The sequence below is a fragment of the Faecalibacterium sp. An122 genome (assembly GCF_002160895.1).
Classification (GTDB): Bacteria; Bacillota; Clostridia; order Oscillospirales; family Ruminococcaceae; genus Faecalibacterium.
This window is the reverse complement of record NZ_NFLL01000018.1, coordinates 15,335-41,233: the sequence shown is the minus strand read 5'-3', so window position 1 is coordinate 41,233 and position 25,899 is coordinate 15,335. Positions and strand designations below refer to the sequence as shown.

Sequence of the window (25,899 nt, the reverse complement as noted above, 5' to 3'; positions counted from 1 at the left end):
TATTTCTTCGTTTCCTACACATTCTGCAGCAAGTGCAACCTTCCTGCCAAACAGAATAAAGCCGTACAAGATAAACGAATAAAAAGACGCAGTCACCCTCCAAGTTATGGAGTTGTGGTAACTGCGCCCTCATGCACACGTAAACGCCCTCGAACGAGTTACCTTTTTTAACTCGCTCAAGTTTTACTACAAAGTGTTCAATGCAACGCTACTTGTATGTGCTACTGTGCGTTACAAGTGATTACACAGAAAAAGTTTCGATTTATCAATATTATTTTTTGCCGAAATAACAATGCTGAAGATTTTTTTATTTTTTGTTGCTATCACCGGCCGCTTCTTTAGACGAATCAGCTTGTTTTTTGATAAACCATCGCCCTAGCTGGCCCGTAAATCGAGGGTCAATATGTTTAAAATATAGAGCTTTCTCCTTTTTCCGAATCACAACCGTAAATATGTCCTGTGGTGAATTGTTCCCTGGCATCCCAGCCAAGCAGAACTCCGTCACCAGACCCTATCAGAATAGCGACTCCCCACGTGAGCTTCTGATCCTACAAAGAGAGCGGTGGCCTTGATTTTGTCAGAGCCGCTGCAGGGTTGCACGAGTGTGGCAAAAGGCTGCTTGTAGGGCGGCTTTTTTCTTTTGACATCGTCCAGATAGATTGCATTTATTTCGTCTTGCGGTTCAATCCTTTCAAAATGAACCATGGCAAAACCGCACAAACCATCCGAATTCCAGCACCGATTAAAACCTGAAACATATTTGCATCGTAATAGCCGGAGAGATTGAAAACAGCTGTGATGGGATATACCGTCTTGAGTTAACTGGACATACTTGCGAATAGTTCGGCAAATACCAGCGCCAGCCAATACCCCTTTTTGATCCGGGCCACCAAAGCAGTGATTGGCAAAATGGCAAAGAATGCGCCAATCCCATCCAGAAGATATCGTTTCATATTTTCCAAAACGAGGTCAATGGACAGAGCTTCCAAGTGCAAAACAGCCTCCATGAAAGCGGAACTGAGCCTCCAATTCCATCTCTTCCAGAACAAATCCACTCTGTGCATCCAGCCGCAAGAATTGATTCCCCATCAAAAGCAGCACACAGGGCTGCTCCCCTACCGTTCTGACCAGCACCTGCATGTCATCACAGGTTCCGCTGGAAAATTGTTTTTGCCAGACCCACCGGCCGCTTTCCAGATCCACTCTGCCGCAAACAATTTGGGCCATGGTCTGAAGTTTGTACACCCAGGGCTCCCCGGGATAATTTTCACTCTCCAGCCAGCTTTCGTCTTTGTTCCACATTCCCACGGCCAGCGCTCCATCCCCCAGGAAGGACAGTGTTCTTCCCGCGCCCATCTTCCATGGGAAAATCTGTGTCTGCCTCTCCTCCAGGTCGTAAACCAAAGCCGCACTATTCAGCGGTTCACCGGGGAGCGTGTCGATAAAGAACGCAATATAACGTCCATCCTCTGACGATTCCAGAGCACTGTCGCTCATAGAATATCCATCTATTTTCACTTCGTCCTGGTAAATTTCCCGGCCGGTGGTTCGATCTACCAGAGAGACAGCAAGGGTGCTCTGGATCAAAGAAGTCCAGATCACCACCACCTGATCCTTCTTTGGCAGATACAGTGCATAACAGTCACTGTAGGGTTCATCTCCGGTCGCACGCCAGATTTCGGTCCCTTCTGCATAGTCATAGCACACTGCATCTTTCCCATCCGTATAGATCAGTTGACGGGCATTGTCCACCAGCAAGTGCTCGGAAAGGTTTTGGACGCCTGTGCCGTTTACCGGCAGCTTCTGATCCAGTTTGCCTGTCTGGGTATTCCACAGATAAATGTTGTTTCCATCCCGCGCAAAAAGAATTCCATCTGCTGCAAAAAATCCCCCTGTATGTTTGTTTTCTCTCACAAAAACGCCGGTTGTGAACGCCTCATCGCCGATTTGATTTTCGGTTGTATAGACTTGCAAGGCCTTGCTCAGGGCGTATTCTGCCTCTGGCACGGCCGGCCGTGGATCCCCATCACGCTGTAATCCCCGCAGTGCCAACTCGATTGCACCCATTGCATCATTGGCCTGGAGTTTTTCTTCTGCATTGAAAGCCTGCAAACGGGACTGCTCGATCAGCGTCGCTGTATACTGCTGCTGAATTCGCACATTCTGCATCATGGCATAGATCAAAAAAGACGCCATACAGCAAAACACACCCACGCCGGCCACTGTCATCCGTTGCAGGCGATAAAGCCGATGCCGCTGTTTCAGGGTATCATAAGTTGTGTCCAGCATGGGCGCAGCAATCCGCAGCAGCACATCTCTGCGCAATTTCCGCCGTATCTGCGACACTGTCATGCCGCGGGCATCTGCCGCAAGCGCTTCGCCGTGAACGCCTTCCCGTTTCCGAAGCTGCTCCGGGAAGGCATTTTCCGGCCCGCCTTCAATCAATACCGCCAGAACACGGGAACGATCGTGATGCTCCAGGAAGGTTTCGATTTCCCAGTTGACTCAAACCGAACCGGCAGACCGCGGCGAGCAGATGACAATCAGCCATGGCGTTTTGGACAGGACGTCTTTCAGCTCCTGTGCAAAATCTGCACAGCTGGACATCTCCCCCTGGTCCAGAAAAACCCGCCGGAACGGATGCCTTTGGCGATTCGGCCCGCTCTTTCCGACCGCCTTCGGAAGCCTGAACTCCTCCAGCATCCGCTGCACCTCGGCTGCCACCACGCTGTCGACAGCGCCATGCGAATAACTGATAAACGCGTCATAGTTCTGGTCTGCCAAACTGGCGGAAACGTTCGATTCCATGCTTTTTCGTTTCATCATACAATCCTCAGCCGGGCAAAACCGCCCTGTTCGGTGTCCGGGTTATTCGCTCTTTGATTCTGCAATCAGCTGCTTGTCATACCCCTGCTGCACCAGAGCCAGATAGGCTTTCCATACGTCGTTCGGGATCTGCTGGGGAATTTGGAATCCATTTTTTCCGTAAAGCCTGATCCTCTGCAAATCTCCCACCATGATGTTGATAAAGTCATCCGGGCTCACTTGGGCGGAAGACCGATAGTACTCCAGATATTCTTCAAAGCTGTTCTGGGGAGAGGTCACCATAAACGACAGCGCAGGCCACTGTTTTTTGAGCGTTGCATACAGTCGCCGCTCCTTGAAGGGCTTATCCACCACAATCACCGAATGTACCGGGAGCTGCCGGTCCAGAATCAACTTCTTTGTATATTCTATGTTTTCACCGGTGTTTGTGGACTGATTTTCGATGTAAATTGCCTGTTCCGGAACGCCCGCAGCCATTGCCACTTCGGCAAACTGGTCTGCCTCCGGTTTGTTCCAGATGGCGCGGGTAATCCTGCCCAGACCTCCTGTAAAAATAAGATATCTTCCATAACCGGACAGGTATAATTCCGCCGCCCGCTCAGCCACATGGAGATCGTGGCTTCCAAACGCTATGATCCCCTCTGCGGGCACAATTTTCTGATGGAGATGATGATACTCCCAAAGTGTTTTTGCATCGTCCATAGCCGACATTTCAGCTTTCTCCCCTATTCAAAGACTTCTTTTAAATGCGCCAGCTTTTGTTCTTTTCCTTTCCAATAGTTCTTCTTTGCATTTTCCAGAGCCAACCGATAATACTGCTCCGCTGACTCTTTATCCCCTACATAGCTGTAGTATTCAAACAGATTTTGGTACAGACCAACGTGATAAATTTCATCCAGGTGATTCCTGCACTTTTCAAAGGAAGCTACAACTTCCGGCAGCAAGTCCCGGGCTTTCTCAAACTCATTGTTCAAGAGGAACAATTCCAGAAGCCGCCTCTGGGTATAAAAAAGTTCCTTTGGATTCATCCGGATTTCTTCCATGTGCGCCATCAGATAATCACTCATGATTTCCTCTTTGTTGATGACCGCCAGTTCCCGCTGCGGCAGCAGCAAAGCATCACTGTATGGAACATCAAAAATCTGATTTTCCTCTTTTATATATTCCACCAGCTTTTCGCACAGGTCATTGGCACAGCCAAAATTTCTTTCCTGCTTGTAGGTGACAGCCATCAGCCACCTTGCATACACGATTCGCTTGAATCCCACCTCATCGCCGCCCGCCTGGCTGCTGTAGATCGTCACCGCCTTTTCGAGCAGTTTTCTCGCTTGTTTGATGTATTGTCTGGATCCGGAATGAATGTAGATTACCGCCAGCCGTATATAGATCTCTGCCGCGCCTGTAAGATTGACCGAGCATTTTTCCAGCGCCTCCAAAACATTCCCAATCCCATACCGATCCAGCTGATACTGTTTTATCCAGCTGTCAATGTATGCTGCATTCGGATTCTGCTTGTATGCAGCTTTCAGGGCGGACAAAAAACGCATCAGCTCTCTGTTCAGGAAAGTCCGGTCTTTCCCTATGATCCAGATCTCAACCTCTGAAATCTCGCCTGGCTGCACAACTGAAGCGGCGCCCTCATAGGTTCCGCATTCCAGTTTGATTTTGTCAATCAAATCTTTCAGCGCGTCAGAACTGATTTCAAAGGCGTAATACCGCTGCACGTCGGTCAAAAAGAAGTTGAACACATCGGTCAGGGTACAATCTTCCAGCACAAACGGGATGACACACTTGGACTGGGTAAGGGCAAGGCTCATTTCCTTAGGGACCCATTGGGACTGCTGCGCACTGGAGGTCACCATCAGCAGAAATACCTTGCAGGATTTGATGGCAACCGGAATTTCTTTCGCATAGCTTGACCCGGTTGGTATGCTTTGCGGCGCCATCCAGCAGGAAATACCATTGAATTCCAGAATTTCCTTGATGGCACGGACCTTATGAAAGTCCTTTGAACTATAGCTTATAAATACAGATTCTTTCATCGTTTTTATCTGTTTACAGTCCTTCCCGGGACAGGGTCTTTTGCTGTCAGGCGGTGGGATCTGTTACCGAGACTTCCGCGTCCATAATATACCATTGATCTTCTATGTAAGACATATAAAATGTGATATACCGTGCAAAAGTCTGATCCCGCACCACAAACGAGCACCTTGTATCCACATAGGCCCACTTGCCCTGAATTTGTTCATCCAGAATCTCCGCATCCATGCTGCTGGAAATTTCAGACAAGCTGTCCATCATCTGGTCCGAGCCGGTGAGCTGAACCAGCAGCTCTTCCATCGCTTCGGTCCCGCTGTAGCCACTGACCGCCAGCAGCAGCCGAATGGGGTCGGCAATTTCAGGATTCAGGATCGACAGCATCGAATCTGCATCCAGACTATCCAGACTGTATTCCAGCTCTATAACGGTATTTTCCAGCTTATCCTTGCGCTGCCCGGCTATGATCCGGCCGCCCAGAAACACCACCAGCGCAATAATAAGCACCACGCCGGCTGCCGCAGCAATCCAGATCGGTAATTTTGTGCCGCGATGCCCCCTGCGGCGAGAACGCGTTCCCCTATGCCTGCGGGTTCGCGGACGGGTAGCCGTGGTATGTGCCATGATCCATCATTCCTTTCGTGTTGCTTTATTCCATGGATGCCGCATATTCTGCGGTCATCCTCTGTGCCAGCTGGGCACACGCCTCATTCTTTTGGGAAAAATCTTCCAGAAAGCCCCGCACTCTGCGCTGATAGCCACCCGCTATGCCCTGCTGTACCAGCTGTTCCACCCGCTGTTCCTCTGGAACCACAGCGGAACTGTAATACTGGGCCGCCCACAGTGCTTTCAGAATATCGCCGTCCTCCAGGCGGTCATCAATATAGATGTCCACCAGCTCGTCCACATTTTCGCCGTTCTGATACCCCGTCTCAATCTGCTCCAGCGCATTGGCATCATTGCCAGCTTCCAGGCTCTTTTGCAGGCTGAAGGGAGCGCTGAACAGGATCACCACCGTGATGACCACAAACACAGCCGCCACCAGTCCCAGGATGCTTCCCATCGCAAGCTTATCTTTCGATTCCGATCCGATGTTCTGCTGCTGCGCCTTCTGTTCTTCCCGCTCGGCCTGGGCCCGGAGCCTCCTTTCCCGGCGGATTCGCTTTTCTTCTTCGCTTTGGCGCTGTTCCTCCGCACGGCTGCTGCGCTCACGCTGATCCCGGCGGCGTTCCCATTCCGACCGCTGCCGGCGGTCCAGTTCCAGTGCAAACCCCCGCAGCGTCTTTTCCTGGCCCAGCGGGATACAGCACCAGGGCAAAAGCAGCCGAACCAGCGGATTGTCTCCGCAGACCGGATGCGGAACGGCTCTGCCTTGCAGCCGTTTCTCCTCTGCATCAGCAGTGCTTACTGCCTCCCGGGCAAAGGGCGGTTCGCCCTCATTCAGCACCCAATACAGCAGCACAGCCAGCGAATACAGAGTTTGCCTCTCTCCGTCTGCCTCCGTCCAGAATCCTTCCGGCCTCCATTCTGCCCGTCCCGGCCACCAGGGCGCCAACAGTGCCTTCTCCTCCGAGCTGAACAGCACCAGATCCGGCGTCAAGCATCCCGGCCGAAAACCGGCGTCGAGCATCTGTCCACAGCTGCTGCAAAGACCGCTCCAAATCTGACACAGTCGATCTTCATTCCCCTTGAATTCCTGCCAGACCCGGCGCAGAGGCTGCGCCGCCGGGGTCAGACAGAACAGCATCATCTGCTGGGGATTGATCAGATTGACCCGGAACTCCGCCTGTAGAACCGGAAGGATCCCTTCCGGCACCCTGGCGTGCATCTCCTGCATGGTTTGCAGATACCATGCGGCGGCTCCCTCCAGCGCCGCATCCCGTTGCGCCGGTGCTGCCTGATCGATGTCCACTGCCTGCTCCAGGTCTGTGCGATGTATCCCAATTCTCCACAGCAGTCCCCTCTCTTCCCCTGACAGGGAAACGCTCCAGCAGCTTGCCGCATCGGTTTGTATCAGCGGCTCGCTGTCGGTTTGAATGCCAAAGGCAGAGACTACACTGCTGTATCCGTAATACTGTTCCATGGGCTGACCTCATCCCAGGCGGCGGAGCTCTTCTGCCGCCGCACGATATTCCCTTGCATAGCTTCTCATCTTCCGGCAGGCTTCAAAGTCTCCCAGGCCTGTGATGGCCTCTTCCAGTTCCTCTGCTGCCTGCTCCAGCTGGGCCGCTGTGTCTTCCAGCTGACGGCGCACGCTGCCCACCTCATTTTTCAGGCTCCAATCCATCGGCTACCATCCTTTGTCATTGTTCCTGCGGCACTGCCCTGCGGATTCTGCTGCATGTATCTTCGTAATCCTGCGCCACCGACCGGACATTCTGCGCGGTCTGCCGGATCTCCGCCGCATGGTTGACCCGGCATCTTCTGCTGTCCAGCCGGTACAGCGCAGCATAGCTGTGGAAAATCCCATTTTGATCCCGCTCTCCGGAACTGTTCAATCTGCGGGTCAGACGCGCCAGGCGGCTGTCCACCCGATCGGCCAGATCGGAGGCCTTTTGAATTGCTGTCAGGGCATCGCTCAGGTGTTGAGAGTCCACCTTCAGGGTGGTGGCCGGGGCATAGCGCACACAATACCCGCTGACATACCGCTCTCCACCGGTCAGCAGACGGTCGCTTGCCCGTTCCAATCCGATCAGCACCGCGCCGGAAGCAGCGTCCTGCCAGTTTCCTCCCGGCCGCACAGATGCAGCCCTGGATTTTTCCAGCACACTGCACCCAAACTGCCGCAGCATGCCAGACGTGGTATCCCGCAGCCAGTTTTCCAGCTTGTTCAGTGCACCGGTACAGCCGTCCCGGAAGCTATCCACCCACTGTTTCAGAGTGCGAAACGCCCCCGAACGGGTAAAGCCATCCCACAGACTTCGCACAAATGCAGAAAAACGGTTTTTCGCCTCCTGGATGACTGCGCTTACCTGACCGCAGATCCGCTGGATGGTCTTGGCAGTCTGTTCCACGCCGCGGATCACAGTCTTTCCAAATGCTTTGGCCGTCTGTCCAATCCAATCCCGGATGGCAAGTACCGCCCGGGCCCATTCGGCCCCAAGGGCCGCCATGGATGCCGCCGCAAAGATTCCCATTGCAACCACCACGGCCGGCCCCGGAAACACAATGGAAAAAAGGCCTCCTGCACTGATCTGATCCTGTAAATAGGCCAGCGCCAAATCCCGGATATTTTCGGGTGTGAGCAGGGTCCCCAGAATTTTGCGCAGGACCAGCCGTTCCTCTTCCGAAAGTTCGTTCCAGACTGCCTGCATCCCCTCCTGGAAGGCTGCCGGCAGCTGGCTGATATGGAATCGGCCTTCTTCGTCGGTACACTGTTCCCACAGGGTCTGCTGTAACTGCTGAAGCCAGGGTCCGAGATCCTCCAGTTCGTAAATCCCATTCGCATCGCAGATGCGCGCAACCAGCCCGATTGCTGTGTTGAGCTCTGCATCCGAGAAGGTCAGCAGCTGTTCAAAAACCCGCTCCATCTCAATGCTCAGCCGGGTGCGCTCCTGGCCGAACACCAGCGAACCATCTTCCTGGAAATACCAGTTTCGGGAATCATGCGCCATGAAAACATCTGTAAATTTTCCCTCCGAAGATTGAAAATACCGGTAGCCGTCGTGGTCGTTCATCAACTGTCCCACAAACGAGTTGCTTGGAGACAAGGCGTACAGTCCATCTCCCAGCCTTTCACGCAGTGCGTCATACCGCCGGACGAAATCCGGGTTCTCCAACAGGCTGTTGCCGAACCCCGGCCCGTCGTAGTTGTAGATTCCCAGAATCCGATCCTGCTGCTCTGCGCAAATACCCGCGTACAGGGCCTCGTTTCCGCCTTTGGAGTGCCCTGACAGGATAAAGCCTCCTTCCGGATACTGCTGCATCAGGGCGTTCACATATTGGGCGCTGATTTCCTGCGCCAGGACCCCCGTTTCAGTGGTCTGCATCAGACCGTCTTCCAGCCAGGAATCCACCTGCGGGCCCGTGCCTGCCCAGCTGCAAACCTTGGTTCCATCCGGCAGCACAAAGGTTGCCATCTGTGCATAGGACCCGCAGACCGAGTCCGTTCCTTCAATGGCAAAAGAGCCCTCGTAATCAACGCAGTTGGTAATTTGCAGCTGGGCATAGCGCGGGCTGTCAATCAGCATCTGGTAAAGCGCTTGCTTTTGCTGCAATTCGGCACGTTCCGATTCGGACAGGCCTTCCACTGACAATTCCAGCTCAATCTGATCCAAACGGGAGCGCAGCGCATCCGCCAGCTTGAGACCCCGGCGGTTATTTTCTGAAATCGCCGCGTTTGAGATTTCATGGATCGGGGTATCCTGCTGCGCCACCTCATGCAGAAGCTGTGTATCTCCGGCCAGCTGAAAAAACACAACTCGGTCAAAATCAGTCAGGTTATCTGCGCGCAGCCCCTCCCTGCGATACTGCTCCGAAAGGCTGTTCGTTCTGTCAAAAAAACTCTGACTCAATCTGGACGCCTCCCTTTTTCAACCTGCCACAAGTTCGCTGAGAATCTGTTCGGCGCTGCGCCCTTCCTCTGGCGCAACACGGACCCGCAGCCCGCCCTGGATGGCATCCTGCCAGTCCGCCTGTACCGGCTCAGCCTGCTCCCGCAGCTCATTCAGCTTCTCTGCCGGAACCGCAGCTGCATACAGCGTGCCTGTAAACCCAAGCTCTCCCAGCTGGGCGCCCAGCCGGGCCGCCCTCTGGGCCAATTCTCCGGCATACTGTTCCTCAACCAGCAGATACCACCGGGCATAAATGGCATCCTCCTCCTGCACCAGGGACAGCGGATCGTCCGCGGTCCACTGCCGGGCAGGCAGCTCCCGGATAAATCCAACCCAGGCCGAACAAAATTCGCCGTCTTTCAGATGCTCGCCGGACACCTCCGTCATCTGGCGGCTGAGGCTCCGTAGGGACAGGTTATCCCGTATCTCACCCGCGCCGGAGCGGGTGATAAATACGTCAAAGGTCCCTTCTGAGCTGCTTGTCACCTGCACCGAATACCAGCCCTCCTGCTGGCGGCCTACCAGACCGAGTGTAAAATCCTCCACCCCCAGACTGGTCAAATACTGTCCGGCCTGTGCCCGCAGCTGATCGTAAAAGCTTCCTTCTGTACCGGCGGCGCCGCTCTCCAGGCACCCGCAAAGGCCCAGACAGACCAAAATCCCCACCAGAAGTCTTTTCAGCCGTACTGCACCCTTTCTTTTCATACAGCCTTCCTCCTTGTCCGGCAGCTTCCCCCGCGGGGTCATCCGTCCTGCTTTTCCAGTTCCCGCAGGATCTGCTGTGCTGTGCGGCCCGGCACCGGGGCCACCCGCAGCCGCAGTCCTCCCTGTGCCCATTGCATCGCCGACAGAAACCCCATCGACCCGCGGGCCTCCAGAAGGTTCATGGCCTGGTCCGGAATGCAGCCGACATACAGGGTGCCCGTCCGGCCCAGACGGGCCAGGGCTGCCGCCACTGCGGCAGCGCGGGGCGCCGGCTGGGGTGACGTGGTCAGAAATACCCAGCGCACGCCCAGCGCATCCCCCTGCGCCACCTGCTGTATGGCTGCCGTATCAGGCCATGGTTTTGCCGGCACTCCCCGCAGAAAGGAAACCTGCGCCCAGGCTGCTTCGCCCTGATGCAGCAGTTCCCGGCATTCTGCGGTACACTGCCGGTCCAGTGCTTCCAGCACCCGATCACTGCGCAGCTCCCAGGGGTCTTTCGCAGGCCGGACAAAAATCTGGAAATCCCGCTGCCCCGGGCTGCTGATCCGAAGGGCATACCATCCCCCCGGCCGGCTGGAAGGCGGCCCCGCGGCTGCATCTTTGATTCCAAGCCGCTGCGCCTCCTCCAGCGCTCTGCTTTGCAGCGCCGGGTAAAAAGACTTGTTCTCCATCCAAACCACCGCCTTCTGCCCGTCATCGGACTTTCTGCTCTACAGCAAATCAGCATCGGAGCACCGTTAGATGTCCCCGGAAGCAAGCTGATTGGCTGCATTCTTCAACTGACTTTGCAGATTGTTCATGTTGCTGCTGTGTGTCTGCACAAACTCTCCGAAGGTCTCCACGCTGGTCTTGAACTTCTGGAAGGTGCCCTGCAAAGAATCAAACTGCTGACGCATCGCCTTGCCCTCCGGGCTGTTGAAATCCGACGCGGTGTTGTCGATGATTCGCTTGGCTGCTTTCAGAATCTCAAACATCTGTTCTGCGCTGTCGTTCAGCTGCCGCCCCTGCTGGTAAAGGGCATCAATATCAATCTGAATGTGGTTGGCTGCCATTGCAATCTTCCTCCTCTCCCGCTGCTCAGCGGTTCATGGCACGGATGGTCTGCTGAATAAAATCGTCCACCCCATCTGCTACACCTTTTTCCATAAAATCGATGTACTGCTTCAAGCAGTCCTGCAAACTCTCCATGGTAGGCTGAAATTCTTTGAACTTGGCAGAAAAGGCGCGGTAGGCATCGTCATCCCACACCTGATCCAGATGCTCAATCAGACTCTTGCACCGGTCGCACTCGGTCCTCAGCTGATTGTTCTGATTTCTGAGATCCGACGCGCTGTTCCGGATGGCGGAAGTGTTATAAACAGACATGGACATTTTAGATTCCTCCTTTTTTGTGTTCCAGGCATCGGACAATGCCTGGCGGATTAAAACAGAATCAGTCTCGTTCCATTGCAAATGCTGCTCTCGGAAATCAGCAGATCCGGCGGATAGGCACCGCCCGTCTGGGCATTACACAAAATACCCGCTGTCTGGCCCCGGGCCAGCCAGTGTTCCGGGTCTCCTGTCATTTGGCAGATCAGCTCCACTGCCTGGCCAATCGTCAGTTCAGGCGGCAGCAGGGCATCCAGCGTCTGTGCCTGGGATGGAATCCGAATTTCCACCAGATATTTTTCCATATTCGGCGCCCTCCTTACCACGCTGCAAAACGGCAGCCTGACAGTATGCCTTGACGCAAAACTCCGGTTTTGACCTGACCGGCCTCCACCTGCCTGCTCTCAAACAGATACTGGCTGCCCTGCCGGGGCTGCTCCAGCACCAGGCCATCCCGAATGGGCCGGAAGGGTTCCAGTGCGGGCAGCGGACATCTGAGCCCCTCTGCATACTCCGAAAACACCAGATCATAGATGGGGAACTTGCCGCTCTTGGAGCGATAGGCCAACAGATTGTTCAACCGCGCCGCCCCAGCAGCATCCAGCTGCGTCAGTAGTTTTGCCGGCGCAATGACCACCAGGCCCATGGCAGACAGATGCATCGGCTGCCCAGCAGACATCTGCGCCCGGGCCTGTTGAAATTGTTCATTCATTCGATCAAAAAAATCATTGACCGCCCCTGCGCAGTCCTGCCCTGCGTATACCTTTACATGCTCCGCCGGCAGCGGGCCGCACTGGCCTGTACCATCCAATACACAGACCATGCCTCCCGCACAGGCCCGGGCCAGCAGCCCGATCAGCCCCCGCACCAGGCCCATCTCGGAAGGAAGGCTACACTGAAGCAGCGGGTCCGCCTGGAAATTCCAGAGCACCGGCGTGCCATCCCGGCATACAGCCACCGGCACCGCTTCCCTTGTACAGGGGAAGCGGTCGAACCAATCCGGCTCCAGATCCTGCGGCACCTGTTCCTCCGCCGGGGCCGTACTGCCGTATTTCTGCGAGATGCTCTGCACCAGCGCACAAATCTCTTCATAGGGATTTGCCGCATGTGCAAAAGGCACATCCACCTGGAATTCATAGATGGAATATCCCTTGCCACGGCCTGGCGTTTCACAGCGGATCAGCCCGCGTCCCCGGCCATCGGAAGGCGTCATGCCCTGCGTCCGGCCCAGAATACTGGCGTATTCATCTGCATTGGTCATCCGCAGCACATATACCTGCGGCAGCAGGCTGCGGAGCGAATAATGGACGCTTCGCTCATCCGTGCCGGTCAGCAGCAGGGTCAGGCCGTATTTCTTGCCAACACGCGCCAGCTCCCGCAGCCGGTCCAGCAGCTCGCCGCCATTGGGTCCGCCGGTGAATCCGCCTAAATCTTGCACCACACACAGACAGTACGGCAGCACATGTCCACTGTCCAGATAGCGTTCCAGGTCACCGCCAAAGGGCTGCAATAGCACCCGGCGGCGTTCCAGTTCTTGATGCAGCAGCTGAAGCATCTCCTCATACCGGTCGTACTCTCCTGCCAGCGCCACAAAGGCGGTGTGGCTGCCGCCCTGATACGCCTGCAAAGTGCCGGATTCAGCATCTGCCAGATAGAACTGCACCTGCTCCGGCGTATACTTCTTCATGCACTCAATCAGCACACGGCACACAAAATCGCTCTTGCCGGAACCCGCTGCACCATACACCACGCCATGCCCCAGGCTCGAGAGAGACAGAAAGACCGGTTTATGCCGGCGCTCAAACAAGTCATCGTACTCACCCACCTGGACCGCACAGCGGTCTTCCTTTGGCTTATCCAGCTGGTCGGTTCCCTCCTGAACCATAGCCAGCGGCTCGGCCCAGAGGAAGTGCTGGGTATATTTCTCTGCCTGCGCTGCTGCGGCAACCGCCTCCAATACTGCGGTTACCTCCTTGCGGTCGGGATTTTCCAGCGGACGGCTGGGGGCTGCCGAGCGCTTGACCCGGCCCTGTTCATCCAGCAGATCCACCGCCAGATCTTTGGACGGCTCATACCGGCTGCGCGGCTGGTAGGGCGTACCGCTGTAGCCGGACTGTCCCAACTCGTAGATCTCGTTCATGCCCACTTTCAGGTAGAAGCGGCCCGCCTGGGCCAGCTGTGCCGCATCCGGCGTATCCAGAACCGCCATACTGTCGCTCTTGTCCTGAACCTTGAGGCAAATCCGGAACCGCACGTTGGACCGGATCTGTTCATCCACCACGCCGTCTGGCTTCTGAGTGGCCAGAATCAGATGGATTCCCAGAGAGCGGCCAATCCGGGCAATCCGAATCAGCTGTTCCATAAAATCTCCCTGCTGATTCTTCAGTTCTGCAAACTCGTCTGCCACCAGAATCAGGTGCGGCATCGGCTCAGCTACCCGGCCTTCCCGATACAGGCTCTGATAGGTGTAGATATCCACCGAGTTCAGATGCAGCTGCTGGGTAACCTGCTGGAAGCTCTGTTGACGGCGTTCCAGCTCGCTCTCAATGGCAAGGAAACTGCGGCGCAGTGCATTCCCGTCCAGATTGGTGATGCAGCCCGCCAGGTGCGGCAGACCACGGAACACATCCGCCATGCCGCCCCCTTTGAAATCAATCAGCACAAAGGCTACTTCATCCGGCCGGTAGTGGATGGCGTAATCCAGAATCATCGAGATCAACAGCTCGCTTTTGCCTGAGCCGGTGGTTCCTGCCACCAGTCCATGGGGCCCGTGGGCTTTTTGATGCAGGTCCAGTGTGACCGCAAAGCCATCCCGATCCCGTCCAATCGTCGCCGCCAGGGTGTGGACCGGATCACTGGTCCGCCAGGCGTGCAGAATATTGAGCTGCTGGGTGTTTCCCGCCTGCTCCATCTCCAAAAAGCTCAGCGATTCGGGAAAACCTGTGCCCCGCTCCACATCATTCAGACGAATGCGGCTCATGTTTGTGAACAGCGCCAGCGCATCTCCTGTATAGCAGACCGAGGTACTGAAGCGCTGTTCCTGAACCGTTCCGCCCCGCCGCAGCTGGAGCGCGCTCCGGTCCAGATCTACAATCGCAGTACAGTTTTTGGGCAGCTGCTTTTCGCTTTCACACAGTTCAAGAAGGGTGATCCCCAGGTTTTCCTGGCATCCATACAGCTCCCGCAGCGCTTCGGCGCGCCGGCCCAGCTCCTGATCCGCATGGACAATCAGATACCACGGGTTCCACCGACGATGTTCCGGAGTGGCGCCGCTCTCCCTGCGTGCGCGATAGGTTTCCAGCAGCATCTGGGAAAGGGATTTGATCTCGCTCAGATCGTTGGCAATGTACTTGACCCGGCCATCCTCCCGCCAGACGTGGGGCATCCACTTGGCAAATTCCCAGCTGGTGCGCTCTTTTTCTCCATAGATCAGGACAATCCGCAAATCTTCATAGCTGTGCAGGGCTGTCAGCTCCACCAACATGCCGATGGTCTGCCTCACCACATCATCCCGGTTTCTGCCCACAATGCCCACCAGCCGGTCGGCTTTGAGGTCCAGCACCACCGGTGCCTGATGCAGAATCGGCAGCTCCTGGACTGCTTGTTCCATCTCCTGATAAAGCGGCGGAAGGGGGCCGATGGCCGTGGGTTCCGGTTTTTCCAGACGGCAGGCCGGGGCAAAATCACCGGTTCCCACCTGGACACACAGAAAGTCCGGGTCGTCGGCCAGACGCTCCCACAGGCCTTTCCAGCCGTCTCCTGCACTGCGGGCGGTACAGCTGAGCACCAGGCAGGAACCTCCGCCCGGCTGACTCAGACTGATCCCCTCTCCATCCAGCGGCGGATTGCGCAGCAGGAGGTTGAACCGCTCCACCTCGCATTCATGCTGCACATTTTGAGACAGCTGCTTTAAATATTCCCGATAATTTTCTTCTTTGCGCAGCTTTTGGGCGGCGGCCTGCCGCCGGGCCTGCCGCCGGCTGAACACCGGCACCATCAGGGACAGAACTACGCACATCACCATCAGCATACTGGAAAACAGCGTACCAATGCTTTTGCCGCTGGTAGCCGTGGTAATCATGGTTACCAGCATGGCAAAGGCCATCAGGGTGCTGGGCAGCATGGCCAATAGGCCCACCGGCTGCCGGACTTCCTCCTGCAGGCCGGGGGGAGGCTGTACGCGGATGGCATCCCGCTGCGGAAGCAGCGAGTGGGACGGCGCAATATGAAAGGAAGCATTCTGCTTTTTGCCTTGTTCCATGCAGCGTGCCGCTGTCAGCGGCTCCAGCGCTACATGGGCGCGGCCATCCGGCACGCTGAGCTGCAAAAAGCCCGCGCCTGCCGTCATCCACAAACCTGCAAAATAAACCCAATCCCCCGGTTCCAGCCGGGCCCGGCTGACTGCTGCCCCGCGGCAGTACAGCAGCCAGGGCGCCCGTTCCAGGTTTTTGACCTGCACGCCGCCTGCCTGCACCACCAGCTGAAGCGCCGGTCCGTCCACGCCAAAGCCATCCCACCGCACCGCGCAGGAACGGTCGCCGCCTATCAGCAGGGTTCCTTCCGCCGGCAGTGCATACAGAGGCAGCGTCTGGTCTTCCTGGGGGTCTTCATCGGGCAGAAGCCGCACCAGCTCTCTGGATTCCACCTGGATACTACAGGGGGTGCCCGGTTGCAGGGGCAGTTCGGTCTGCTCCAGCTGCCGAACCCGAAGCGGGTCGATGGCAAGAAACCGGCAGCCCTCTTCACATCGAATCTTCCACCCCTGTCCGGAACGGAGGATGACAGCAATCTGCATCCGCCGGTCTCTCAGACTGGCATACACCGGTATTTCACCTGTATCCTGTGTGCCGGTCCGGATCATCTCCATCCGGCTGCTGCTCATGACGGATATTCGCATGGATTCATCCTTCCCCCTTTCGCCTCGTTGGAACGGTTACAGCGGCGGAATTCTGCCAAACGGCGATTTTCTGCGGCTGGTCCTGCTGCCCTTCTGAAATGGGTAGTGCTGCTTGTACATCCGCAGGCCATCGCCATATTCGTCGTGAACTTGCAGACGCAGATATTCATACCGCTTTGCCCGCTGGATCTGATCGTGGCTCAGCATCATCTGGATTTCAGTCCAGACAGCCATGCCTTCATAGATGGGAAGATTTTCCTCGTTGGAAGGAATCTTATCCCCCCAGTTTTCATACTGCCAGATATGGGTCAACTCGTGGACAATGGTACTGGCCAGCGCATCCCGGGGCGAGCCGTTTTCCAGGTACAGCTCCCGGCCTCCACGGGCGCGCTGCCTTGCAAAGCCCAGTGTACGCCCATCCATTCCGCCTGTGGGCTTGAACTCTTTGCCCAGCTCGGCCGCAATTTTCTGGGCGTTCACCGACCGCACCTTGATGGGGCAGCGGATGGAAATCCCAAAGGTCTGCTCCATCTCCCGGCGGGTATCCAGGAAGAGCTTTTTCACATCCCGCGCGCGCCGCACGGCCGTCTTGTTGCACGCAGGACACCGTTCCCGTCCATCCTTCAAAACCGTAAACTGGCCCGGCTCCATGGGCGCACCACAGAAATCACACAGATGTTCCCCGTCTTCAATGTGACGGACATACGCCTCGATTTCGGGATCCCCGGTGCGGGTATGATGCAGCAGGGAATCCAAAAAGCCGTACTTGCAGAGGAATGCATACAGCTGGTCCAGTTTCAGGAATGCGGCGGTTTCCTCTGCGCCATAAGTAAGGTATTCCCGCAGGGTGTGCAGGCGCTCTCTGGCGCCTTCGCCGGTCATAACGCGGTCATCCTCACCCTCAAAGTCAATGCCTTCTTCCCGCAGCACAGACTGCTGGGCCTGCTCCGGCCTGTCTAACTCTGCATCCCGGCCTGGTTGGGATTTTCCCTCCCAGCGTTCCCGCGCAGGGTCCTGATACCAGTCCAGATAATCGGCCACGATTTCCAAAATTCTGCGCAGATTCCGCTCTGCGCTGACCAGCAGACCGAGATCCATCAGGCAATCCTCGATGAGATACAGCGCCGGTTCTCCTTCGCACGTCAGCACCGGAGACAGCGCCGCCCCATACGCCAGTTCGGGCCGGGGCCCATTGGTGGCCGCCGACAGGAAATCTGCTTCGCCCGGATACAGGGTCACAAACAGCTCATTCAGCAGGACACTCACCGGATAAAGAAGCTGTACATCGGGCAGTAAAATCCGAACCACCTTTTTGCGGCGGTAGCTGCGCAGGACCGGCTGATCTCCCAGGTCCACCCGATGGGCCGTCTGGAAGTCCTCCCGGGAATGCATAACATAATAGCCGCTGGTTTCCACCTCCACGTTCGCCTGCCAGATCTGTACCGACAACCCCCGCAGATCCTGGATGGGCCCGCAGGGCTCCAACTCATTCAGCTGATAGCTGCGCAGCTGCCGGTAGCACTGGCGGCTCACAATATGGTCGGCTGCCCGCCGCACCACCATGCCTTCTTCCCGGGTGATGCGTTGCAGCTGATAGTACCGGCCGTCGTAACTGAAGAACTGTCCCGGCAGCAGACTCTGGGTCACCTGGCCCATCATCCGCGCCCCCATAAAGCAGCGACCATTCTGTTCATTTTCCACCACAAAGCAGGCGGGCCGCAAAACTTCTTCATACAGCCGCCGGAAATCGTCCGGAGACACAGAAAAATACTTCCGGCTGATGGTTCCTGCGCCCAGCTCGTCCGGCTCCTCCCGGTAGATTACCCGCACGATGTCCTCCGGCAAATCTGTGTCCTGCACCAGCAGTTTGCAGAATGCCTGATAGACGTCCTTTTCCTTGTGACCGCAGAGCGTCAGTTCCTTTTTCACCATGGACTCTTCCTGCGGACTGGCGGTCATCATCAGCAGCAGCCGCAGTACGGTATTCCGCTCGGTGCGGGCAAAATCCGGACACAGGGCCGGGATTGCCTTGGGATCGTTTTCCATCATCTCTGCATTGCAGCGCATATAATCCCGCAGCAGATAGTTCTCGCTGAGTATGTTGACAAACGCGGTGCCTTCCGCGTGGGCCGCATAGACCCGCGCCAATTCAAACATATTGTTGTATTCATCTTCCACAATCACAAAGGCATCCGTCAAACGGTCCGCCTGCCACAGGCGGTTCTCAAACCGGATTCGCTCGTCCAGCACACTCTGCTCGACGCGGCAGTCGGCATAGGTGCACAGCGCCGCGGTATACTGTTCCGCGCTCCAGCGCATATCCCGCATCGGAATCCGGTTGTTGCAGTACCAATGGGACTGGCTGATTCCATGCCGGAGCGCCACCACAGAAAGTTCCGTTCCAAAGCCGAGATACCGGCTGATTTTGGGCAGAATCCGGTTTGCGACGCTGATCCCCTCCGCTGCCCAGAACATCTGATAGCGATGGTTTCTCGGAATGGGCGAAGCCATCACCTCCACCAGGCTCTGGCGCAGCGTATGACTCAGCGCGTCCACAAGGCCGTCGCTGTTCCGGTCGCACGCAGCATAGACAGGCGGCTGCTTGCCATCGCCCTCACACAGCTGGCAGATGGTGCGCAGGCCAATCTGTCCGGTTCCCATCAGGTTGCTGGGCTCCAGAAGGATCACCAGTGACACCTCTCTGAAAAAGTCCGTACAGCTCTGCTGCAACGGCATATTGTACAGATCATTGAACCGCAGCAAGCCTACATCCGGCAGAGCCGCTCCGCTGCTGTCCCTTTCCTCCAGCCATGCCACCGACCACAGCGACCGCAGATTGCAGCTGCGCTCCAGACCATCCTGTATCCAGCCCATCACATCCTGATCGCCGGACGAACGTCCCAACACCACCAGAATCTTGTGATGGTTCAGCAGCTGATGTACCACCGGCAGCATGAGGCAGTCGGTCAGATCGTGATAAAACGGGTCACAGAACAGCACACTCCGGCCCTGCATCAGGGCCAGCGCACCCTGGACTGTGTCCTGCTCAATCTCCTCTCCACAGGCAATCTTGTTTAAAAAATAATTGCTGGTGATCTGATCGATCGCGTCCGGGCTGCTGCTCAGCTTTTCCAGCAGATTTTCCTCCTCTTTCGGGGCGGGCAGCGGCGCTGCATCCCAGCTGTCCTGATACAGCAGTCTGTCTCCAAACAGCCTTTCCAGTTCCAGGCGCAGTTCTTCCAGATCTGCCGTCTCTCCCTCCTCGCTGCCGCCCTCCTGGGCCGCGTACTCCTGGCGGGTATAGCCTCCCAGAAAGAAACTGCACTCTCCCATAATCAGCACACCGAACACCGGGTACAGCGGGTAAGAATAGAGCGGGTCGGAGGGATGCAGCAAAACCAACAGAATATCCATTGCCCCCAGCGCAATGAACGCCCCATAGAATACACGCACCAGGTCTCTCAGCTGGCGGCAATGGTCCTTCAGCATCGGACAGGGATCCCCTGCACGCTTCTCATAAAACCATTCGGTCGCCCGGCCATACAGAGAAGGAAAGCGCTCGTACAGCTTTTTGCACGCCAAAAGTGCAAATCGCTTGAAGATGCAGAACGCCGCCACCAGGACGGTATTGGCCAGCATCTGGACGCCGTACCCCCGCAGCAGATAATCCAGCGCGAGGGAAAGCAGTCTGCTCACCACCGCCCCGATGCCGGGGATCAGACCGGTCAGGCCGGCCAGCCACCGGATCAGAACGATCAGTCCGTTGAGAATTCGGTCAACCAGAATCAGGGTGGGCACGCAGTATGCCACCGCCAAAAACACCATGAGATACTGACGGACGCGCTGGCTGCGCTTCAGGTTGATTCTACTGCTGTGCAGGCAGAGCAGCACAAAGGGAACGGTCAAAAGACAGGAGCGGATCAGTTCAAACAGGCTGACGTTACTCACTTGAAAAGCTCCTCTCTCTCAAATTCCAGGCCCTGTACAAAGGGATAGGGCACACGGATCTGCCGGCCCGACCTGTCCCGTTTGAGGATGCTGCGCCGGGTGCGCAGTTCGTAGGCCTCATTTTCTTCTGGCGGAATCTCGACGTTGAAGTACTCCGGCTGGCCGCTGTGCTCGTCTTCCATCCGTTCCAGCCCCATGCTCTCCATCCAGGAAATCGTCTGGCGGCAGCAGCGATCCAGCGCCCTGATATGACGCTCCATCCGGTCGGTCTGCTCCTGCACGGCAACGGTGCGGCTCTGGATTAAATCCAGCGCCCCCCTGCCCCGCATATAGGTGCAGATCTGGGTGAGATAACCGCTGTAAAATTCACACATGGCGTTGATTTTGGTTCCAAGGGTCCGCATCACCGCGTTGTAGTCTCCGACCTTCCGGCGCAGACCATGCCGGAACCACAGCAGAGTCAACAGGCCCACAACCGCCAAAATGCCCAGCCGTATAGCGCAGGCCAGCAAAATCGGCCCAAGCTCTGTTCCCTGCATCCGGGCACGAATCCACTCCGGCACAAAACCGGCCAGATACAGCAGCAGCGCGGCTACGCCTGCGATGGTTGTCATCCGCCGGCTCATCCGGCCTCCGATGGTTTCGCGGACCTGACGGTCGGCCTTCCGCCTGTCCCGACGGATCCTTCCCAGCGGCAGCGCTTCATCTGCATTGGTCTGGAACAGAGCGATCTCCTCTTCCATCAGCAGATGCTCCAGCTCTTCCTGTTGGTACAAATCCAGTTTCCGCACCTGTATGGGCACCACACTGCTGTTGCGGTGCGCATACAGACAGGCCTGGTCCAGCGCTCTGCGAGGTGCCATCAGCAGTTTTTCCATCGCTCTGCCGCTCTGACGAACCGACCGCCCCCACCAGTCCAGCTCATCCTCGGGACAATCCCGGGACAGGCCCAGATCGCCGTCCTCCACCTGGAGCTCGGAACTGTTCACAGGATCCATTGCCACCGTGACCTTAAAGGTGAAATCCGGCAGTTCCTGTTCCTTGGGCGGCTCCTCCTGATGGGCACGGGTCCGCAGGGCCGACGCGCGGCGCTCCATCATTCTGCGGATGCGGGACAGCCGGTTGCAGTAGTCGCTGAGCAGCTTTCGCCACTGTTCGGTGCTCAAATCCAAATGAATCTGGTATAGTTTTTCCGGCTCTACCCTGCCGCCGTCATAATCGTTGATGGCCAAGGTCAGCGCCGCCATCCAAAAGCGAAATTCCTCCAGCGTACCCCGACCATACCGGGACCCCATACAGTCCATGGTGAAAAATCTTGCCCGGGCCGGGTAGCGGTTGCGCTGTGCAAAACTCAGATCCTTTTTTGGTTCGGGACTGTCCGGCTCCTGGTTCTTTTTGCGGACCCGGGATGCCGGATACGGGCGGCTGACCAAAAACCATACCGCGCAGGGTTTTGGCCCCGAAAACTGGTATTTGTCCTCCAAAACGCTCCACTTGATTCGCTGCTGCCGAATCGATTCCCGCGTGGTTTTCAGGACGGTGTCCCGCATCCAGCGTCCGGTCTCCGGCTGCTGGACCAGGTCATCCGCAAATTCGTAGATGGGTTCAGGCACCCCTCCCAGCATCTGGGCCAGGCGGATCAGCGGGATATTGCTTTCCTCCACCTCATAGCCGTCCTGCCGGCCATTGCAGCAGAAATCAAAGGGATTGTCCAGTTCTGCGGGAAATTCCTGCTCCTGGTCCAGATCATCCTCCCGCTGGATCAGCGCCACCAGCGCCCTCCATTCGGTCTGGGCGGCCACCAGGCCGCTCAACTCCGGAAGCGCGGACTTGTAGTCTTTGCCCGCTGGGTTCCAATGGCAGAAAGCAATCTGCCCTTCCTGCTGGAACGGAAGGAAAAGCGTGCTGTACTCATGCAAAAACGAATCGGAATCATCTGTCGTGATGATAACAGTCAGCACCCGCGCCACCTCCTTTTCTCAGTTTTTGCCTCTGCCGCCCGTCATGCGCCAAAGGGATTTTTGGCCTGGGCATCTCGAATTTCATTCGCTGCACGGTCAATCTCCACCAGGACATTGTGCAGGTCACTGGAATCAATCAGGTATTCTTCCCGGAACCGGCGGTTCAGGGCACTGGTCACCATTCCCACCGTCTCATCCAGCAGCCGGTCCGGGCGCAGCGGCTCGCCATTGTTCATCCGGCCCTGCTTGGTCATGTTTTCCTTAAAGCGGATCAGCTGGTCCACCATCACCACCGCAAAGGCCGCATTCTGCAAATTCTGGCCGACAAACCGCGAAATATAGTACTCCACCAGTTCAATGATCGCATCCCGCAGCAGATTCATGTTGTCCACGTTGTATTCATCCACCGGCTTGCTGTACTTGTACCAGTAGAGGATATCAAAGATGGACGCGTCGGTCTCTTTATCAAACTCCTGAATGCGGAAGTAGTTCACCATATTTTCGCCGTGGTTCTGATGTACTTTCGCAGGGTCATGCCACCGGATCCGCCGGACAAACAGCGTCTCGCCAAACTTTTTGCGGTCCCGCAGTTCGATCTCAATCTGGGTATCCAGCGAGCGCAAAATCCGCGCCACCTGGGGCGGATTGATGGCCAGTGCATCCGCCAGCTCACTGAGTTTGTCGCAGGGGTTGGCCTTGGCGGCGTCCCCTTCCCGGCTGGGCACGATAAAATCCCGATTGTCATTGCTCTCCGGGGTATACAGATGATCGCTCACCTGATACTTGATGTTTTCCGAAATCAGACCCCAGACCATTGCACGGAATACACCCTTGATCTCTTTTTCATGGACCTCATCCGACAGGTCCGGCAGATACTTGGCCAGATGCCAGTTGCGGTCAATATGGGGCGTGATATCACTGTTGCGGGCCAGCACCGGACCCAGCTTGCTGACACGGCTCTTGTATGCCTCATAGTAGATGCCGGCCCGGCGCTTCATCGTCCGGGAGTTGATCTCCGGGCTGAACTGCTGCAAATCCACAGCGCGGATGCCGTAAAGTGCATGATAGAAAATCAGCTCGCAGTCATCCACCGAGTCATCCGCATAGCCGCCTTCCTCATTCAGTGCCCGGGTGATGAATCCTTCATACCGCCGGCGCACATTCTCACTGTAGCAGCTGACTTTGATGGGATGCCGGATTTCTCCCTGGGGCCGTTCGATGAAGGGTTCTGCCATGTTGGCTGTCTGCGTCAGCTTGCTCTGGCAATAGGCCTCCTGCTCCGTCATGGTGATGTCCTTGCGGTCTGCCATATAGCAGGCCTCATTCATCAGCGCATCAATGACATTGATCTCCAGTCTGGCGCCATTCTTGCGCAGCACGGCGCGGCGCCAGTAATCCATGATCTCGTTTTCATACATCTTTTTGAGGCCGCGGCTGTCAATCTCCTCGCGGCTCAGGCCCATCCGTTTGATTTCACAGTAGATGGTCCGGCTGACTTCGCTGTCCATGCTGCTGAATTCATAGGGCATCTCTTGCTCCATGGCGTCCAGGCACCGGCTGTTGGCACAGACATAGTAAGTCGTACTGCCCTCACAGTTGCTATACCGGCCGCGGATCAAATTCCGGTCGCGGCGTGTATCCTCCAGGCAGACCCGCAGGGTGCTGAAAAACAGCTCCATGCAGTTGACCAAACGGCCGACGTGTTCCCGCAGCGCTTCCAGCACCCGCATCCGAACCAGCTGATCCCGCTCTTCATCCACGCTCTTTTGATGGTTCTGGAAATAGTCCACCAGATCGTCCACCGCCGTCAGATTCACGCGCTCAGGGAACACAAATACCTTTTTGGTGACCCGGTAATCGGTGATGTCCTCGCGGATGCCCTCCGTCTCCTGGTCGTCAATCTGGTCATCCAATTCTTTCAGGTCCTTGTGAATTTTTTCCAGCCGCGTGCGGCTGTCTGCAATCCGCTTATCCAGCAGATTTTGCAGTCCATACAGGAAATACCTCACCGAGGCCGGATGCGCAAACTGGTCCTTGTTTCCCCGCAGCCAGTACTCCATGTGGGTGCGTTTGCTGGTTTCGGTCAGGTCGCCTTCGGCCAAAATGTGATTGTTGATGATGGAAGATGCCACAATCTGCGCACTGGCCAGCGAACGCTTGTGATATTCCATCAATTTGGCATAGGCAGCGTCGCGCTCTGCTTCAATGCCCTCGGTCTCATTTTTGCCCACTGAAGTCAGGGTGTTATAGCTGGTTTGCAGGTCCTGCTTGGCATTCTCCATCTGGACATCGGCTTCGATCTCCTGGTGGATCATCTCCCCCAGGTCGATCAGATAGTGCTCCCACTTGCCCACATCCTGGGTGGGATTGGCTGCATCCTGTGCCCGGCATTCCTTGCGGATGCGGGCGGTCAGTGCGCTCTCCTTGTCGGTTTCCACCGTATTGATGTAAAAGTCCCGCAGGCTCATCATCTCCGCCATGGGGTCCCGCTCCATCAGCTGCTCCTGGCGGCGGCTGTACTCCTCATACTTTCTGTCCAGATACAGCCAGCCCTCACCCATGCTCTTCAGCGCCCAGACATCCGCCATATAGCGGATTACGTCCTCTTTGGGATAGATCATGCAGCTGCTGCCTGCACCGCAGAACCGGTTGCGCCCATGGCCGGCGCAGAGGGTCAGAATCGTGTTGTCCTCGCTGGAATTGCTCCGGCCGCTCAAAGCACTGATGGACTGGGCATACACGATGTTGGCTGCCTGGTTCATGTACTCCTCAAAACTGGACAGCCGCTGATCGGAGGTATTCTGCGCCCCATACAGGAAGCAGAAGTTAAACGGCGCCAGCTTGTAATCCACCCGGGAATCAGTGGTCGGGTCCGGCATGGTCAGGGACAGGCTGTGCAGGATGCCGCTCTCCCTCTCACAGTCGCTGCGGCGCATGAACGCATCCAGCTCCCGCAGCGCCGCGTAGCCGTTGCAGCAGAGATTGTTGATCTCCTCCGGGCTCTTGGCTGCAAAGAAGATATCCGGCAAAAGCAAAAATCCACGCATCACACTGGCATTGCGCTTGAAGTGCTTGTCCAGATAATTTTTGATGTACATGGCCGCAGGCAGAATGATGCCGCTGCCTGTGCCGCCTGCAAGGCTGGAAACCACAATGACCCGCAGCGCCTGTCCGTTCACCCGTCCATCCAGCGGATAGAGACCATCAATGGCTTGTTCCAGCGGCTCCAGCGCACCTTCCCGCACACAGGTGTCAAACGCCAGCCGGCTGATGGCGCGCACCTGTCCGGCGCCCTCGGTGGGGGTCTTGGAATTCATAATGTGATGGGTGGGAAACCACACATCGCGGGCATAATGGTTTTTATCCAGATACTCGCCCACCGTGTAGGGAGCCGAGGTCTGAATCGTCACCAGAAAAGGATTTTTCTCCCGAAGCGTGCGCAGATCATTCACATCGGTATCAATGCAGACAAAACGAACCTGTTTTCTCTGCTGGGAGTTTGTCTTATTTGCAACCTTGGCGACAATCTTGCTGCCCGTTCCGCCCAGACCGACAATCAATGTAGGTGCGTTCATAAAATTTCCTCCTGCTCTTTTTTGTTCTG

General features: G+C 56.5%; 18 protein-coding genes. All 18 read right to left on the bottom strand.

What is annotated here, in order from left to right; all coding sequences use genetic code 11:
- Positions 1-818: 818 nt before the first annotated feature.
- Positions 819-989 (bottom strand): ABC transporter permease, encoded by a 171-nt coding sequence (locus tag B5E67_RS15945; RefSeq protein ID WP_242956944.1) that lies wholly within the window; start codon positions 987-989, stop codon positions 819-821.
- Positions 970-2,445, bottom strand: a complete 1,476-nt coding sequence (locus B5E67_RS10780) for a PQQ-binding-like beta-propeller repeat protein (protein ID WP_087385290.1) — start codon at positions 2,443-2,445, stop codon at positions 970-972. The genes B5E67_RS15945 and B5E67_RS10780 overlap by 20 nt, the downstream gene beginning before the upstream one ends.
- Before the next feature lie 60 nt (positions 2,446-2,505).
- Positions 2,506-2,826 carry a TIR domain-containing protein gene (locus B5E67_RS10775; RefSeq protein ID WP_143405417.1) on the bottom strand — a complete coding sequence of 107 codons (321 nt, stop codon included), beginning with the start codon at positions 2,824-2,826 and terminating at the stop codon, positions 2,506-2,508.
- A gap of 42 nt (positions 2,827-2,868) precedes the next feature.
- Positions 2,869-3,537 (bottom strand): YdcF family protein, encoded by a 669-nt coding sequence (locus B5E67_RS10770; RefSeq protein WP_087366134.1) that lies wholly within the window; start codon positions 3,535-3,537, stop codon positions 2,869-2,871.
- Positions 3,538-3,551: 14 nt separating this feature from the next.
- Positions 3,552-4,868, bottom strand: coding sequence for a toll/interleukin-1 receptor domain-containing protein (locus B5E67_RS10765; RefSeq protein WP_087385287.1), 1,317 nt, complete (start codon positions 4,866-4,868; stop codon positions 3,552-3,554).
- 46 nt (positions 4,869-4,914) lie between these two features.
- Positions 4,915-5,487, bottom strand: a complete 573-nt coding sequence (locus tag B5E67_RS10760; protein WP_143405416.1) for a hypothetical protein — start codon at positions 5,485-5,487, stop codon at positions 4,915-4,917.
- A 25-nt stretch (positions 5,488-5,512) separates the two neighbouring features.
- The gene (locus B5E67_RS10755) at positions 5,513-6,946 is read right to left on the bottom strand and encodes a hypothetical protein (RefSeq protein WP_087385283.1); all 1,434 of its coding nucleotides are present in this window, start codon (positions 6,944-6,946) and stop codon (positions 5,513-5,515) included.
- Positions 6,947-6,955: 9 nt separating this feature from the next.
- Entirely contained in the window at positions 6,956-7,150 is a 195-nt protein-coding gene (locus B5E67_RS10750; protein ID WP_087366144.1) for a hypothetical protein, read from the bottom strand.
- A gap of 16 nt (positions 7,151-7,166) precedes the next feature.
- Complete coding sequence (locus B5E67_RS10745; protein WP_143405415.1) at positions 7,167-9,140, bottom strand: Mbeg1-like protein; 1,974 nt, start codon at positions 9,138-9,140, stop codon at positions 7,167-7,169.
- A 255-nt stretch (positions 9,141-9,395) separates the two neighbouring features.
- Positions 9,396-10,121, bottom strand: coding sequence for a hypothetical protein (locus B5E67_RS10740; protein WP_143405414.1), 726 nt, complete (start codon positions 10,119-10,121; stop codon positions 9,396-9,398).
- A 38-nt stretch (positions 10,122-10,159) separates the two neighbouring features.
- Positions 10,160-10,792: a hypothetical protein gene (locus B5E67_RS10735; RefSeq protein WP_087385277.1), complete on the bottom strand. Its 633-nt coding sequence runs from the start codon at positions 10,790-10,792 to the stop codon at positions 10,160-10,162.
- A gap of 66 nt (positions 10,793-10,858) precedes the next feature.
- A complete protein-coding gene (locus tag B5E67_RS10730) occupies positions 10,859-11,173 on the bottom strand; it encodes a hypothetical protein (RefSeq protein ID WP_087366156.1) in 315 nt (104 codons plus the stop codon).
- A gap of 25 nt (positions 11,174-11,198) precedes the next feature.
- A complete protein-coding gene (locus tag B5E67_RS10725; protein WP_087366159.1) occupies positions 11,199-11,492 on the bottom strand; it encodes a WXG100 family type VII secretion target in 294 nt (97 codons plus the stop codon).
- 50 nt (positions 11,493-11,542) lie between these two features.
- Complete coding sequence (locus B5E67_RS10720; RefSeq protein WP_087366163.1) at positions 11,543-11,794, bottom strand: hypothetical protein; 252 nt, start codon at positions 11,792-11,794, stop codon at positions 11,543-11,545.
- A 14-nt stretch (positions 11,795-11,808) separates the two neighbouring features.
- Entirely contained in the window at positions 11,809-16,386 is a 4,578-nt protein-coding gene (locus tag B5E67_RS10715) for an FtsK/SpoIIIE domain-containing protein (protein WP_087385275.1), read from the bottom strand.
- Between the two features lie 36 nt (positions 16,387-16,422).
- Positions 16,423-20,334, bottom strand: coding sequence for a hypothetical protein (locus B5E67_RS10710; protein WP_087385273.1), 3,912 nt, complete (start codon positions 20,332-20,334; stop codon positions 16,423-16,425).
- Complete coding sequence (locus B5E67_RS10705; protein WP_087385271.1) at positions 20,331-22,295, bottom strand: hypothetical protein; 1,965 nt, start codon at positions 22,293-22,295, stop codon at positions 20,331-20,333. Before B5E67_RS10705 ends, B5E67_RS10710 begins: the two co-directional genes overlap by 4 nt.
- Before the next feature lie 41 nt (positions 22,296-22,336).
- Positions 22,337-25,870, bottom strand: a complete 3,534-nt coding sequence (locus B5E67_RS10700; protein WP_087385269.1) for a tubulin-like doman-containing protein — start codon at positions 25,868-25,870, stop codon at positions 22,337-22,339.
- Between the last annotated feature and the right edge of the window lie 29 nt (positions 25,871-25,899).

What these genes read in the sequence shown, in the direction of transcription:
- B5E67_RS10775 (WP_143405417.1), bottom strand. Translation starts at nt 2,826, where the DNA reads ATGATGAAACGAAAAAGCATGGAATCGAACGTTTCCGCCAGTTTGGCA.
- B5E67_RS10770 (WP_087366134.1), bottom strand. Translation starts at nt 3,537, where the DNA reads ATGTCGGCTATGGACGATGCAAAAACACTTTGGGAGTATCATCATCTC.
- B5E67_RS10765 (WP_087385287.1), bottom strand. Translation starts at nt 4,868, where the DNA reads ATGAAAGAATCTGTATTTATAAGCTATAGTTCAAAGGACTTTCATAAG.
- B5E67_RS10760 (WP_143405416.1), bottom strand. Translation starts at nt 5,487, where the DNA reads ATGGCACATACCACGGCTACCCGTCCGCGAACCCGCAGGCATAGGGGA.
- B5E67_RS10755 (WP_087385283.1), bottom strand. Translation starts at nt 6,946, where the DNA reads ATGGAACAGTATTACGGATACAGCAGTGTAGTCTCTGCCTTTGGCATT.
- B5E67_RS10750 (WP_087366144.1), bottom strand. Translation starts at nt 7,150, where the DNA reads ATGGATTGGAGCCTGAAAAATGAGGTGGGCAGCGTGCGCCGTCAGCTG.
- B5E67_RS10740 (WP_143405414.1), bottom strand. Translation starts at nt 10,121, where the DNA reads ATGAAAAGAAAGGGTGCAGTACGGCTGAAAAGACTTCTGGTGGGGATT.
- B5E67_RS10735 (WP_087385277.1), bottom strand. Translation starts at nt 10,792, where the DNA reads ATGGAGAACAAGTCTTTTTACCCGGCGCTGCAAAGCAGAGCGCTGGAG.
- B5E67_RS10730 (WP_087366156.1), bottom strand. Translation starts at nt 11,173, where the DNA reads ATGGCAGCCAACCACATTCAGATTGATATTGATGCCCTTTACCAGCAG.
- B5E67_RS10725 (WP_087366159.1), bottom strand. Translation starts at nt 11,492, where the DNA reads ATGTCCATGTCTGTTTATAACACTTCCGCCATCCGGAACAGCGCGTCG.
- B5E67_RS10720 (WP_087366163.1), bottom strand. Translation starts at nt 11,794, where the DNA reads ATGGAAAAATATCTGGTGGAAATTCGGATTCCATCCCAGGCACAGACG.
- B5E67_RS10715 (WP_087385275.1), bottom strand. Translation starts at nt 16,386, where the DNA reads ATGCGAATATCCGTCATGAGCAGCAGCCGGATGGAGATGATCCGGACC.
- B5E67_RS10700 (WP_087385269.1), bottom strand. Translation starts at nt 25,870, where the DNA reads ATGAACGCACCTACATTGATTGTCGGTCTGGGCGGAACGGGCAGCAAG.